General features: G+C 73.5%; 17 protein-coding genes. 10 read left to right on the forward strand and 7 right to left on the reverse strand.

From position 1 onward, the window contains the following. The first annotated feature begins 209 nt into the window (after positions 1-209). Complete coding sequence (locus tag ACWGJ5_RS38635) at positions 210-884, forward strand: CBS domain-containing protein (RefSeq protein ID WP_453314299.1); 675 nt, start codon at positions 210-212, stop codon at positions 882-884. 80 nt (positions 885-964) lie between these two features. Further along, positions 965-1651: a response regulator gene (locus tag ACWGJ5_RS38640; RefSeq protein WP_453314300.1), complete on the forward strand. Its 687-nt coding sequence runs from the start codon at positions 965-967 to the stop codon at positions 1649-1651. A gap of 44 nt (positions 1652-1695) precedes the next feature. Here ACWGJ5_RS38640 and ACWGJ5_RS38645 read toward each other — a convergent pair whose 3' ends face one another. Together ACWGJ5_RS38645 and ACWGJ5_RS38650 are read right to left on the reverse strand one after the other, a co-directional pair. After that, positions 1696-2550, reverse strand: a complete 855-nt coding sequence (locus tag ACWGJ5_RS38645) for a CBS domain-containing protein (RefSeq protein WP_453314301.1) — start codon at positions 2548-2550, stop codon at positions 1696-1698. Positions 2551-2877: 327 nt separating this feature from the next. Continuing rightward, positions 2878-3282: an Hsp20/alpha crystallin family protein gene (locus tag ACWGJ5_RS38650; RefSeq protein WP_453314302.1), complete on the reverse strand. Its 405-nt coding sequence runs from the start codon at positions 3280-3282 to the stop codon at positions 2878-2880. A gap of 162 nt (positions 3283-3444) precedes the next feature. Here ACWGJ5_RS38650 and ACWGJ5_RS38655 point away from each other — a divergent pair, with 162 nt between their 5' ends. From ACWGJ5_RS38655 to ACWGJ5_RS38675, 5 genes are all read left to right on the forward strand, one after another. Continuing rightward, a complete protein-coding gene (locus ACWGJ5_RS38655) occupies positions 3445-4800 on the forward strand; it encodes a nicotinate phosphoribosyltransferase (RefSeq protein WP_453314303.1) in 1356 nt (451 codons plus the stop codon). Between the two features lie 193 nt (positions 4801-4993). Further along, complete coding sequence (locus ACWGJ5_RS38660) at positions 4994-5344, forward strand: DUF1918 domain-containing protein (RefSeq protein WP_453314304.1); 351 nt, start codon at positions 4994-4996, stop codon at positions 5342-5344. Next, positions 5328-6209 carry a universal stress protein gene (locus tag ACWGJ5_RS38665; RefSeq protein WP_453314305.1) on the forward strand — a complete coding sequence of 294 codons (882 nt, stop codon included), beginning with the start codon at positions 5328-5330 and terminating at the stop codon, positions 6207-6209. The genes ACWGJ5_RS38660 and ACWGJ5_RS38665 overlap by 17 nt, the downstream gene beginning before the upstream one ends. Before the next feature lie 670 nt (positions 6210-6879). Further along, a complete protein-coding gene (locus ACWGJ5_RS38670) occupies positions 6880-7869 on the forward strand; it encodes an Acg family FMN-binding oxidoreductase (RefSeq protein WP_453314337.1) in 990 nt (329 codons plus the stop codon). 58 nt (positions 7870-7927) lie between these two features. Continuing rightward, complete coding sequence (locus ACWGJ5_RS38675; RefSeq protein ID WP_453314306.1) at positions 7928-8371, forward strand: CBS domain-containing protein; 444 nt, start codon at positions 7928-7930, stop codon at positions 8369-8371. A gap of 25 nt (positions 8372-8396) precedes the next feature. Here the strand turns inward: ACWGJ5_RS38675 and ACWGJ5_RS38680 are convergent, their stop codons facing one another. After that, positions 8397-8840, reverse strand: coding sequence for a universal stress protein (locus ACWGJ5_RS38680; RefSeq protein WP_453314307.1), 444 nt, complete (start codon positions 8838-8840; stop codon positions 8397-8399). Between the two features lie 198 nt (positions 8841-9038). Between ACWGJ5_RS38680 and ACWGJ5_RS38685 the strand changes: the two genes are divergently transcribed. Further along, complete coding sequence (locus tag ACWGJ5_RS38685; RefSeq protein ID WP_453314308.1) at positions 9039-9227, forward strand: hypothetical protein; 189 nt, start codon at positions 9039-9041, stop codon at positions 9225-9227. Between the two features lie 27 nt (positions 9228-9254). Here the strand turns inward: ACWGJ5_RS38685 and ACWGJ5_RS38690 are convergent, their stop codons facing one another. Next, positions 9255-10121 carry a universal stress protein gene (locus ACWGJ5_RS38690; protein ID WP_453314309.1) on the reverse strand — a complete coding sequence of 289 codons (867 nt, stop codon included), beginning with the start codon at positions 10119-10121 and terminating at the stop codon, positions 9255-9257. Between the two features lie 318 nt (positions 10122-10439). Between ACWGJ5_RS38690 and ACWGJ5_RS38695 the strand changes: the two genes are divergently transcribed. Beyond that, positions 10440-10652, forward strand: a complete 213-nt coding sequence (locus ACWGJ5_RS38695) for a hypothetical protein (RefSeq protein ID WP_453314310.1) — start codon at positions 10440-10442, stop codon at positions 10650-10652. Positions 10653-10868: 216 nt separating this feature from the next. On the opposite strand, the gene ACWGJ5_RS38700 is transcribed toward ACWGJ5_RS38695, so the two are convergent. Then, positions 10869-11450, reverse strand: a complete 582-nt coding sequence (locus ACWGJ5_RS38700; protein ID WP_453314311.1) for a rhodanese-like domain-containing protein — start codon at positions 11448-11450, stop codon at positions 10869-10871. A 78-nt stretch (positions 11451-11528) separates the two neighbouring features. On the opposite strand from ACWGJ5_RS38700, the gene ACWGJ5_RS38705 reads away from it, so the two are divergent. Further along, complete coding sequence (locus ACWGJ5_RS38705; protein ID WP_453314338.1) at positions 11529-11816, forward strand: metal-sensitive transcriptional regulator; 288 nt, start codon at positions 11529-11531, stop codon at positions 11814-11816. Positions 11817-11870: 54 nt separating this feature from the next. Here ACWGJ5_RS38705 and ACWGJ5_RS38710 read toward each other — a convergent pair whose 3' ends face one another. Next, positions 11871-12620 (reverse strand): sulfite exporter TauE/SafE family protein, encoded by a 750-nt coding sequence (locus ACWGJ5_RS38710; protein ID WP_453314312.1) that lies wholly within the window; start codon positions 12618-12620, stop codon positions 11871-11873. Beyond that, positions 12617-13006: a rhodanese-like domain-containing protein gene (locus ACWGJ5_RS38715; protein WP_453314339.1), complete on the reverse strand. Its 390-nt coding sequence runs from the start codon at positions 13004-13006 to the stop codon at positions 12617-12619. Before ACWGJ5_RS38715 ends, ACWGJ5_RS38710 begins: the two co-directional genes overlap by 4 nt. Positions 13007-13056 lie beyond the last annotated feature (50 nt).

The following is a 13056-nucleotide window of genomic DNA, read 5'->3' on the forward strand; positions in this document are numbered from 1 at the left end:
GACCGGCCCCGGACCGGAACCCCTCCTCCGGCGGCCGGACCGCGCAGGGCGCCCCACGCCGTCGTGCCAAGCAACCGCTGCCCGCGACCGACGACCGGCGGGCGGGGAGCCGAACGGCCCACCCGGGGGACCGGTGGCCCCTGGCCGGTTCCCCGGGCACCGGCACATGCTGAGAACGGACCGGCCGCCAGGACCTTACGGAGGTCACCATGTACGGCACTCCGCACATCGTCAGCGATGTCATGACCCACACGGTCGTCGCCGTGGGGCGGCGCGCCCCCTTCAAGGAGATCGTGCGGCTGATGCAGGACTGGCAGGTCAGCGCCCTGCCCGTGATCGAGGGCGAGGGCCGGGTGGTCGGCGTGGTCTCCGAGGCCGACATGCTGCCCACGGAGGAACTGCGGGACGCCCCGCAGGCCGGCTACCTGCGGCTGCGCCGGCCGGCCGACATGGCGAAGGCCGGCGCCCTGACCGCCGGCGACCTCATGTCCTCGCCCGCCGTCACGGTCCGGGCGAACGCCACTCTCGCCGAGGCCGCGCGCGCCATGGCGCAGGAGGGGGTCAAGAGGCTGCCGGTCGTGGACGACGCCGGACTGCTGGCCGGCATCGTCAGCCGCACCGACCTGCTCAAGGTCTTCCTGCGCAACGATGAAGACATCGCCGAGGAGGTCAGGCGCGAGGTCGTGTCGTACCTCTTCCCGGCACCGGCCTCGGCGATCCACGTGGAAGTGCACGACGGAGTCGTCACGCTGACGGGCCGGATCCGCGACACCGCCCTGGTCCCGGTGGCCGCACACCTGGTGCGGGCCGTGGAAGGCGTGGTGGACGTGCAGTTCGACCTCGCACCCGCCCACCACGGAGTGACCGGGGCCGGTCGGCCCTAGCCAGTACGGGACCGCTGGATGGATGATCCGCCTCGCGGACATCCCGCGGTCCGTGCCTTCCCGGGGAACGAGAGGCCGTCATGACCGAGACACGGACCTTCACGGAGCAGAACCCGATCCGGGTGTTCCTGCTGGACGACCACGAGGTCGTACGACGTGGCCTGGCCGATCTGCTCGACGCCGAACCGGACATCTCCGTGGTCGGTGACGCGGACACCGCCGAGCACGCCCTCACCCGAGGGCCCGCGCTGCGCCCGGACGTCGCCGTGCTCGACGTGCGGCTTCCGGACGGCGACGGCATCTCGGTCTGCCGGGAGCTGCGCAGCCGGATGCCGGAGCTGGCGTGTCTGATGCTGACCTCGTTCGACGACGAGGACGCCCTGCTGGACGCCATCATGGCCGGAGCCTCCGGCTATGTGCTGAAGCAGATCAAGGGCTCCGACCTCGTCTCCGCCGTACGTACCGTCGCCTCCGGACAGTCGATGCTCGACCCGGCGACGACGTCCCGTCTGATGCGTTCCCTGCGCACCGACCCGGGGCAGCCCTCGTCGTCGCTGCCGCCCGAGATGGCCAGCCTGTCGCCACGCGAACGCGACATCCTCGCCCTGATCGGCGACGGTCTCACCAACCGCGAGATCGGCAAGCGGCTGTACCTGTCGGAGAAGACCGTCAAGAACCACATCTCGCGGATGCTGGCGAAGCTGGGAGTCCAGCGGCGAGTCCAGGCGGCGGTCCTCGCATCCCACCTGGCGCCGCGGAGTTCCTGAGCCCCGGGGCACGCTGACCGGCTGACAGGGCAGGGGAGGCGCGGTCAGCCCGCCGTGAGCAGGTTCTTCACCTCGACCACATCGGCGATCTGCTCGACCTCGGCCACCAGCCGGGCTCCTGTCGCCGACGGCACCCGCCCGGTCAGCTCCACGATGCCGTCGTGCACGGTCACCTCGACGGCCTTCCGGTCGCCCGGTGAGCAGACGGCCTCGATCCTCCCCTCGACCTCCTCCCGTATCCCCGCGTCATCCCTGATCAGCGCCTGAAGCAGCGCGTCGCGGCGCACGACGCCCACCAGCCGGCCCTCGTGGTCGGTGACCGGGATCCGCTTCAGCCGGGACAGCGCGGCGAGCCAGGCCGCCTCGGCGACGGTCGAGCCCGGCAGCACGGTGATCGCGGGGCTGGTCATCAGATCCGCCGCCGTCTCGCCACGGGCCTTGCTGTGCAGCTGCCGCTCGCGCAGCCTGCCGACCCTCCCGGGCCGGTGACCGGAGGCCTCGAACGCCACCTTCGCCAGCAGGTCCGACTCCGAGACGATCCCCACCACACGGTCGCTGTCGTCCACCACCGGGACCGCTCCGACGTGCTCGCGCGCGAGCAGCCGGGCGATCTCCCGGAACGGCAGGTCGTCCCGCAGACAGGCGGCGGGCACCTCCATCACGTCCCGCACCAGCGGAAGCGTGGCCTCGGGCATCTGCGCGGCAGGCCAGGGGGTCTCCTCGGCCGGAGCCTGCGGCGGCCGTTCGGCGACCGCCGCGTGTCTGGCAGCGGCGGTGGCGACGGCGCCCAGGTAGCGGACCAGCCTGTCCTGCCGTCCGGCCTCGCCCGGGCTCCAGGGGCGGGACGGCAGGTTCCGCCGGGCGTCGCCCCCTGCGGAGAAAGTCTCGTGTGCGTTCACGGCCGCCTCCGGATTCCGTCGGGTGCCTACGGTCCCAGTCTTGCGCCCTGCCGCCCGCCGCCTAGAGCCGAACGGCCCCGGTGGAACGGCACGACGGCCCTTCCCGGTGCGCGCCGCCGAGTGGGCGCCGGCCCGGGCGCAGCCAGCGGCCCTTCGGCAGCGGGCGGCGAGTGTCCGGACCGTGGCGAAGGGATCGGGCGGGAGGCCGAACGGACCCGCCGCAAGGGTCTGCGCGCCGCCCCGCCGCTGGATTCCCGGCTGCGAGACGAACTGGCCGCGGATAACGACGGGCCCCCCACGGAGCCCGCCGGTGCGTGGGCGGACGCGTCAGCCGCCGTGCTTGATCTCGACGTGCCTGGCCTCTGCCTTCTCGGAGCCCAGGCCCACGCTGACGGTCAGCATGCCATCGGTGTAGTCGGCCCTGACGTCGTCCTCGTCGGCGCCGGGCGGCAACGTCACGCTGCGGCTCAGCGCGCCGTACCGGATCTCGCTGTGGTTCTTGTCCGCGTCCCGTTCGGTGCGCTCGGCCTTGACCGTGAGAACCCCGTCGCCGATGACGACGTCGATGTCCTCGGCAGACATGCCCGGAAGCTCGGCGCGCATGACGTAACGGTCGTTCTCGGTGTAGTCCTCGATACGGATGGAGGGCATCGCGAACCTGCTCGGAATGGTCTCGAACCAGTCGGGCATGTCTGGGAAGGGGATCCTCTGCCTGCGGGTGAGTGTGCCCATGGCCATACCTCCTCGCTCTTCTCCTGATTCCAGTTCAGCACGCTCCGGGCTCCCGTGCCGAGGCCGAACAGCCCCCGTCACGGGTCCTCAAAGTCCCTTTTGCCCCTACCGGGCGCGATCAGACTGGTGACGGGGGCACGACCACACACGGCGGCGATCACCATGTCCGACGTCACGACCACCGACCTCTACGAAGTGACCATGGCCCTTTCCTATCTGCGGGAGGACATGCGGGCACCGGCCACCTTCGGCCTGTTCGTCCGCGATCTTCCGCCCGGCCGTGGCTTCCTGGTCGCCGCCGGCCTGGAACCGGCCTTGGACTTCCTGGCCGGATACCGCGTCGAGCGGGAGGACGCCGAGGAGTTCGCCGCAGCCCTGCACCGCCCGGTGCGGGACCTCGAACCGCTCCTCGGCCTGGCCTTCGAGGGCGAGGTGCGCGCCGTTCCCGAGGGGCACACGGTGTGCGCCGGGGAGCCGTTGCTGGAGGTGACCGCACCACTGCCGCAGGCCCAGCTCGTCGAGACGTACCTGCTGAACCAGGTGTGTCACCAGACGGTGGTGGCGTCGAAGGCGGCACGCTGTGTGCTGGCCGCGGCCGGGCGCCAGGTGGTGGACTTCTCCCTGCGCCGTACGCACGGCCCGTGGGCCGGTCTGCAGGCGGCCCGCCTCGGTGCCCTGGTGGGCTTCGCCGGCACGAGCAACGTCGCCGCTGCGACGGCCCTGGGCATTCCCTCATCGGGCACCATGGCGCACTCCTACATCGAGACGTTCCACGACGAGGAGGAGGCCTTCCGTGCCTTCGCGCGCTGCCATCGCGGCCCCGTCACCTTCCTCGTGGACACGTACGACACCGAGGCGGGGGTCCGCATCGCGGCCCGGGTCCTGCACGACCTGCGGCGCGGACCGGGCTGTGCGATCCGTCTGGACAGCGGCGACCTCGACACCCTCGCGCGCCGGTCGCGGGCCCTCCTGGACGCCGCCGGGCTGACCGACGTGCGGATCGTGGCCAGCGGCGGACTCGACGAGTACGGCGTGGCCCGGCTGGTGCGCTCCGGCGCCCCGATCGACGTGTACGCCGTGGGTACGCGGGTCGGCGTGGCCGCGGACGCCCCCTACCTGGACGCGGCGTACAAGCTCGTGGAGTACGACGGCCGGCCCGTGATGAAGCTGTCCTCGGCGAAAGTCTCGGCCCCCGGACGCAAGCAGGTCCACCGGCGCGCCGGACACCCGGACGTCGTCGCCCTGGCCGGGGAGGAACCTCCGGGCTCGGCGCGACCGCTGCTGCGCACGGTCATGTCCGGCGGGCGGCGGACGGGCCCCCCGGACCGCTGGCAGGACGCGCGCGAGCGCTTCCGCGAGGACGTCGCCGGTCTGCCGGCCGCCGCCCGCCGGATCGAGGACCCCGAGCCCGTCCGGGCCGTCCGCTCACGGGCGTTGGACGAGCTGACCATGAAGGTGCGCGCGGACATCGAGTCCCGGATCCTCTCGCCGGATCCGACGGCCGGGGCCGCCGGGTGACTCCGGAGGCACCGGGTGACTCCGAAGACAGGTGAGGCCGACCTGCCCGGGACAGGGACCAACGGCCCCTGGCAGCAGGTACGGCGCGCGACTTGCATGGGACCGGACGGCGGCGGCAGGACCGCGGGACGGCAGGTGGCGGCACGTCCCGGGCCGCCGCACCACGGGCCACCGCGGCAAGGAGGCGAGGACCATGACCACGCCGGCACCGAGACGGCGAACCGACCGGGCCGCGCCGCCCACACACCGCGGTGAGCGTGCCGCCCTCATGCCCGCCCGCGCCGGCGACGGGATCGTCGTACGCGGCACCACGGCCGGTGTCGTCACCCGGTACGGCGAGGTCGTCGGCGTCCACCATGCCGACGGCGGCCCGCCCTACGACGTGCGCCCGTCCGACGACGGACGAGTCACCCTGTACTTCCCGGGTCCGGGCGCCTGCGTCCGGCACCTGGTGCACGAGCCGGAACCGGTGGACGCCGCGGCCCACGTGCCGCCGACGGCCGCCGGGCCGGAGGCTGGAGGCGATCATGTCCTCGCCGAGTGAGCGCCGGCCGATCGTGGTCGGTGTGGAGACCGGTCCCACCCGTCGGACGGCGCTGGCCTGGGCGGCCGACGAGGCGGCCCGCCGGGGCCTGCCGCTGCGGCCGGTCCGCGCGGAGGGCGTGCCGACCAGGGGGCAACGGGGGCCCGACGTCCCGGCGTCCTGGGAGGGGTGGAACGAGGGTCTGCACCGGAGCGGAAAGCAACTCCTCGCCGAGGCCGTGGACTTCGTCGCGGCCCGGCATCCCGCCGTCGAGGTGGACGCCGTACTCGCCGAAGGCGACCCCGTGTGGGTGCTGGGCGAGGAGAGCCGTACCGCCACGGCCGTCGTGCTGGGCTCGGAGCACCTCAGCCGAACCCAGGAGGTGTTCGGCTCCGCCGCGGTCGCCCTGCCCCTGATGGCTCGGGCAAGGTGCCCGGTCGTGGTCGTCCCGGAAACGGAACACGTCTCCCAGGAGCCCGCGTTCTACGTCGTCGGCGTCGACGGCAGCGAGCACTCGGCCGCCGCAGTGGACCTGGCGTTCGAGGAGGCTTCTCTGCGCGGTGCCGAGGTGCGGGCACTGTACGTCTGGCAGCGGGGACCGCTCAGGATCTTCGACGAGCACGGAGTCCAGCAGGAGTGCCGGCGACTGCTCTCGGAGACCGTGGCGGGCCGCCACACCCGCTACCCGGACGTGGACCTGCGGCACGAACTGGTCGCCGGGCACCCGGTACAGGCGCTCACCGAGGCCTCCGCCCACGCACTGGGCCTGGTGGTGGGCACACGAGGGCACGGTGGCTTCACGGGGATGCTGCTGGGCTCGGTCAGCCAGGGAGTGCTGCACTACGCCCAGTGCCCCGTCCTCGTCGTTCCGCCGACGCGGGCCTGAACGTACGCGCGCAGATCGCCAGGGCGGCACGGGAAGCCCGGTGCGACGGCCATGTCGCGACCGGTGCGGCGTGGCACCGTGTGCGCAACGAGCGGCTGGCGGATCTTCTCGCCGATCATCCGGGGCAGCCGGGCGCAGTCGAACCGGGCCTGCGGCCGCCTGCTCCTCCCGGCCGAGGCCTGGGGCGCCGGTGAGCGGAGGGTGCACCACGGACCGGCGGGGCGACCGCCGCCGGGATTTCGCCGACGCCCAGTACGACCCGGCCGTGTGTGCCCGCGAGGCCCGCGGAGGCCCGAGGTCTCGCCCCGGACCACGACAACCGGCCCGGCCGCCCGACCGGCGACGGCGAGGGCCACGGTCCCGAGGCGTGTGTACCGCAACTCCCCGCGGCCGCGACACCCGCCCACCAGGGAGCCGGCGTTGTGGCCTCGTGCAGGCATGCGTACAGCGGACCTTCCGGGAGCCGGCGGGACATGTGGCCCTTGACGGCGGTCGGCGTCCGCCGGACTCGGCACGAGGGCCCACCGGCCCCCGGGTCGGGTCCGGGCGGCCCTGCCCCGGACAGCGAGTGCCGCCCAGGCTGGAGACGGGACCCGGTATGCCGTCCGGTATGCAGGTGCGGTTCGTCACCGCGGGCGACGGCCGGGCCCGCGACCCCCGGGAGGCCATCGTGATCACGCCACCCCTCGCCACGCCGGACATCACCGCCCTCGTGGCCGATGCCACGGCGGCCCCCTCGCTGCACAACGCCCAGCCCTGGAGGTTCCGCTACCGGCACGACAGCGGGGTCCTGTGCATCTACGCCGACCTGGAGCGCGCCCTGCCGCGAACGGATCCCGACAACCGCGGCCTGTACCTCGGCTGCGGCGCGGCGCTTCTCAACCTGCGCGTGGCCGCCGCCGCGGCCGGCCGGGATCCGGTGGTCCGGCTGCTGCCCGACCCGGCCGATCCCGCGCTGCTGGCCGAACTGGACCTCGGCGGCGCGGCTCGGCCCGATGAAGCCCTCGCCGCACTGCAGCCGGCGATCCGCCGCCGGCACTCCAGTCGTCATCCCTACCTCGAGGAGGAGATACCGGGCGCGCTGAAGGACCGGTTGCGCGAGGCGGCCCGCGCCGAGGGAGCGGAGCTGCTGTTCCCGGGCCCCTGGCATGTGGCGCTGCTGCTGGAACTGGTGGGTGACGCCGAGGGCCGGGAGGCCGTGGATCCCGGTGTACGGGGTGAGACGGCACGCTGGGCCAGAACGGAACCGACGGCCGGCGCCGAGGCCTCGGACGGCATCCCCGCCGAGGCGTTCGGGCCCCGCAGCCGCCGGACCGCCGCTCCGGTACGCGATTTCGCCGCGGGACGCCCAGTGCCCGGTCGCGGCTGGGCGGCCTTCGAACGGAACCCCCAGATCGCCCTGCTCGGCACCCCCCGCGACCGGCCGGAGGACTGGCTGTGCGCGGGGCAGGCGCTGGAGCGGGTCCTGCTCCGGGCCACGACGGACGGGCTGGTCGCCTCGCTGACGTCCCAGCCCCTGGAATGGGACGAGTTGCGGTGGGCGGTCCGCGACCCCGTCTCGGCCATGGCTCATGTGCAGATGGCCATCCGGCTCGGCTACGGGCCCGAAGGCCGTCCAAGTCCCCGTCGGCCCGTTGCCGACGTGCTCGACGTCGTATGACACAGCGACGCCCACGGGCGTCGGACCTGGAGGGAGAGCCCGGGTGAAGGTGTCCGAGATGATGACCGCTCCCGCGGTGGCCGTCCCACCGCACGTCTCCCTGACGCAGGTGACCCGGACGATGTCCGAGTCCGGCGTGGGCTCCGTACTCGTCGTGGAGGACGGGACGCTGCGCGGCATCGTCACCGACCGCGACATAGCGGTGCGCGGGCTCGGTGGCGGGCTGCCCCCGGCCACGGCGGTCGAAGCGGTGATGTCTGCGGGCGTGGTCACGGTCGACGCCGCGGACGACGTCCAGACGGTCTACCGCACCTTCCGCCGCATCGGCGTACGCCGGCTGCCGGTGCTGGACGGACACCGCCTCGTCGGCGTGGTGACCATCGACGACCTCCTGCTGGACGTCTTCCGGCGGCTGGCCGACCTGCTGGGTCCCATCGCCTGGAGCGTGCTGCGGGAACCCCCGGGACCGCCGGGAGCGCAACGGGCGTCGCATGTGCGCTGAACGGGCCGGGCAGGGCGCGACCGGGTCACTGCCGCTGAGCGCGCACGATCACGACCGGGCAGCTCGCGTGCTGGGAGACATGCTGGCTGACCGAGCCGAGCAGGGCGGCGGCGAACCCGCCCCTGCCCCGGCTGCCGACGACCAGGAGCTCGGCTCCCTCGGCGGCCCGCAGCAGCACGTCGGCGGCGTTGCCGTGCACCACTTGGCTACGGACCGAGCCGCTCGCGTCCGCGCCGAGCACGTCGGTCAGCTCGTGGTGCATCCGCTGCCGGGTCTCCTCCTCGTCGACGTCCGTGTCCACCGCGGGCGCCGACCACCCGTACAGCCCCGGCAGCTCCCACACCGCGATCGCGTCCACGGTGGCGCCGACGAGGCCCGCGTACCGGACGGCCCAGCGCAGGGCCTCGTACGAGGACGGCGATCCGTCGACACCGACGACCACCCGGGGGCCGGAGGCATCCCTGTCCATGTGTCCCACCTCTCCTACGGCTCTTGCACCCCGTCGATCGGCCACGTTCGCTTCCACGCTGCACGCGCTCCGGCGATCTCGCCAGGGCAACACGTCCGAGGGCGATCCTCCGAGAAAAGGACGATGATGTCTGAGGGAGTGAGGGCTCATGCAGGCGAACGCGGTTGACGTACCGCGCCCCAGGTTGTGGGAGGAGCCATGAGCAAGGGGGCACTGGCCCGGCCGCGGGCCGAGGCAGCGGGCTGCGGTTCCCGGTTGCCGTCCCGCAGGGCGGCGCGGACCGCCGTCGTGCGCAAGGCCTCGTCGACGAAGGGCGACTGGCTGCTGCTGCCCGGTGGCTCGTGGCGGCACGTCGAGACGATCAGGGTGCGCAGTCTGTTCGGCTGAGAGCGGAGCGGCGTGGCGCACCGGCGCTCACGGCTGCTGGGGCACGATCGCGACCGGGCACTGGGCGTGATGCAGCAGCGTGTGGCCCACCCGGCCGAGCTGGAGGCCGAAGTGGCTGCTCCTGCGGCGGGCACCGATGACCACGAGGTCGGCGGCCGCCGACCGGTTCACCAGGACCTTGCTCGCCGGCCCCTCGAGCGCCGAGCGGTGGGTCCGGACCCGCGGATACTCGGCGACCGGCGCACGGAGCGACGCATCGAGCAGCGCGGAGGCCGACGCGTCGGCCGGCTCTTCCGCCCGGCTGCGCTCACCGCTCGCCTCGAAGGCGGGGTGGCGCCAGGCACGTACGACGTCCAGGACGCAGCCCCGGACGTCGGCCTCGCGGAAGGCGAACCGAAGGGCCTCGGAACCCGTGTCCGCGTCCCCGAGGCCGAGCAGGATCCGTTCGTGCGTACCGGACAGACCCGCCCGATCACCTCGGACCACGACCACGGGGCAGCGCGCCCGGGCCGCGACGGCCAGACCGACCGAGCCGAGCAGCAGTCCCTTGAGCGGGCCGCGCCCGCGCGAGCCCGTCACCACCGCGAAGGCGGCCCCGCCCTCGCGCACGAGGGCGGTCGCGGCGTCCTCCGGGACGATGTCGGTGGTGACCTTCGCAGCGGGGTTGTGCCGCTCGGCGCGCTCGGCCGCGGAGGCCACGATGTGCTCGGCCAGCACCTGCTCGGAGGGACGACCGATGCCGGTGCCCGGCAGCGCGCCCTCGTAACGCTCCCAGAGGGAGCCGTAGACGAAGCGCAGGGGAACGCCGTGCCGGACGGCTTCGTCCACCGCCCAGTCGACCGCGAGCAGACACGAGTCCGATCCGTCGACGCCCACCACCAGAGGGAGTGTCATCGTCCCCACCGCCTTTCCAGGGGCTGTCAGTGAGGTCTACGGCGCACAGGGGCCCAACTTCACGGTTGCATCCGCTGCGGGCGCGGCACGAGGGCCCATCGGCTCTTTCCGAGGGCTCTCGTCCCCGGCGCGTGGGAACAACTCCCGCGCACAAAGCGCTCTTCCTCATACCCCGCCCGGTATGAGGGCCGCAGGGGTGGCGGCCGCCGGGGGAGGAACCCGACGGCGGAGGAGCGTGAGACCGATGACGACGGCAGCGAACGACCGGCTCGACCGGCCTTACCGGCCTGAAGAGCGCTGTGCCGACGACAATCCCTGGTGACGAGGTGCGGTCGCAGGATCGAGGTGCGGTGCCTGAGCCTCGGACACCCGGACCGGCCCGTCAGCCGGATCGCCCTGGACGTGGGGGAGGACCGGGGTGGTGAACCAGGCGTCTGGGCGGCGCTCACCCCGGAGGAGGCGCGCGGTCTGGCCCGCCTGCTCCTCCAGCGGGTCGGTGCGGCCGAACAGCCCGCAGATGCCCGGCCGTAGAACGGCACCTCCTGATGTGAGCCGGCCCTGCGGCCTCGGAGCAGGACGGCCGGCGAGCGCCCGGCCCGCGTCGCCCCCGTGTGCGTCCCGTCCCTCCCATCGCCGTAGCTCCCCGACCGTTGCCTCACACCGCACCGCACCGTCCACACCACACTCGGACAGCCACCGGAGACGGACATCCGGCAGGCGTCGTGAGCAGGTCCGTGAGAGCGGTGGTCAGCCCCGGCGCAGTGCGGCGAGCGTCGCGGCGAGGTCCGCCGGGCGGGGGCGGTTGTGCGGCAGCCTGCCCAGTATGGCGGCCATGCCGCAGGTGTCGGTGAGCGCGGAGAAGACGAGGCCGCCCGCGATGCCGGCCGAGAGGATCTGGAAGGCCGGATGCACGAGCAGGCCGAGGAGCAGGCCCAGAAGCACGACCGTGCCCGCAGTGAAGCGCACCTGCCGCTCCATGCTCCAGCGGGCCCGGGTGTCGCAGACGGCCGGCCGGTGCAGGTCGTGTCCCTCGCCGGCCCAGGCGGTGGTGCCGCCGGTGAGGGTGGCCGTCGGGATGCCCTCCTCGGCCAGCAGCCTGCACGCGGTCTCCGAGCGTGCGCCGGAGGCGCACACCACGAGGACGTCGCCGCGTCCGGCGGCGTGCCGTATCCCGGGCAGCGCGCGCCGGACCTGGTCCAGGGGGATGTTGAGGGCACCGGGCAGATGGCCGGAGGCGTACTCGCCGGGGGTGCGCACGTCGATGACGGTGAGTTCCGCCAGCCGGGCGCGGGCCTGGGTGGTGTCGAGGGTGAGGGGGGTGGTGGTCATGGCAGAGGTGATCCTTGCTGGTCGCCGCCGTCCCGAACCGGGACGTACAGTACCCCTAGGGGTATCGGAGGAGTGATGGTGGAACTGGAGCTTGAGGGTGCGTCCCTGAGGGCCGTGCTGAACCGGCTGCGGCGTGCGCAGGGCCAGATCGCCGGCGTGATCCGGATGATCGAGGAGGGGCGGGACTGCGAGGACGTCATCACGCAGCTGGCCGCCGCCTCGCGGGCCCTTGACCGGGCGGGCTTCGCGATCATCGCCACCGGCCTGCAGCAGTGCGTGACGGACATCGAATCGGGCCGCAAGAACGGTGAGGACCCGGAGGCGATGCGGGCCCGGCTGGAGAAGCTGTTCCTGTCGCTGGCGTAGGGGATCGGGAACCGGGACAGCGGGCGCCACAGCCGGGCGAGCGCGTTCGCCCGGTCATCCCGCCACCGCGTCGACCAGCATGAAGCCGGCCATCGCCAGCAGGACGAGGGCGAAGGCCCGCTGCAGGGTGGGCCCGGACAGCTTCGCCGACAGGCGCCTGCCGTCCCAGGCGCCCAGGATCGCCGCCCCGGCGAACGGTCCGATGACGGACCAGTCGAGGCCGTGGGCCGTACCCGCGCGCATCGCCAGCGCCGCCAGTGAGTTGACGGTGATCACGAGGAGGCTGGTGCCCACGGCGGACCGCATCCGCATGCCGAGGACGTTGACCAGCGCGGGGACCGCGAGGAAGCCACCACCCACACCGAGCACGCCGGTGACCGCGCCCAGTCCGGCACCGGCGGCCGCCGCCCGGCCCGGCCGCACGTGCACGGTGCTGTCCGAGACCGAGCGGGGCCTGAGCATGCGTACCGCGGCGGCGGCCGCGACCGAGGCGAAGGCCACGGTCAGCGCGGCCGCCGGAAGGTGTCCGGCGAGCGCGCCGCCCAGCATGGCCGGGCCGATCCCTGCCGCCGCGAACAGCAGCCCCGTACGCCAGCGGACGTGGCCGTCGCGGGCGTGCCCTGACAGGGCGGTCGCGGAGGTGACGGTGACGATGACCAGGCCGGCCGTGGTGGCCGCGACCGGGGTGAAACCGAGCAGGTAGATCAGGGCGGGCACGGTCAGCACGCTGCCGCCGCCACCCAGGGCGCCGAGCGCCAGACCGATGACGGCCCCCGCGATCAGAGCGAGTAGCACAGCGCTCACGCGACGGTCCCGTTCCCGCCCCGTGTGTCCACGACCGGCAGTCCCGCCCGGGCCCACTCCTGCATGCCGCCCATGACGTCGACGGCCTCGACGCCCCTGGCCCGCAGCAGTTCGGCGGCCCGCTGGGAGCGACGGCCCGAGCGGCAGATCACGACGACCGGCCGCGCCTGCGCCTCACCGGGAAGCCCGGCACCGGCGGCCAGTGCCGTGAGGGACAGGTGCACGGCGCCGGGGACGTGTCCGGCCTGCCACTCGTCGGCTTCGCGTATGTCGAGCAACACGGAGGTCGCACTGTTTCCGGCCGCCCACGCGTCCACGGTGCGGACGGCGGCCTCCCGCACGGTCACCCGCGCCGGGCCGCCCCGGCCGCGTTGGAAGAGGCTCATCCTGGTCTCGCTCCTGTTCGTCATCCTGGTCTTCTTCGACTTCTCGGTGG

The organism is Streptomyces sp. NPDC054783 (assembly GCF_053611725.1).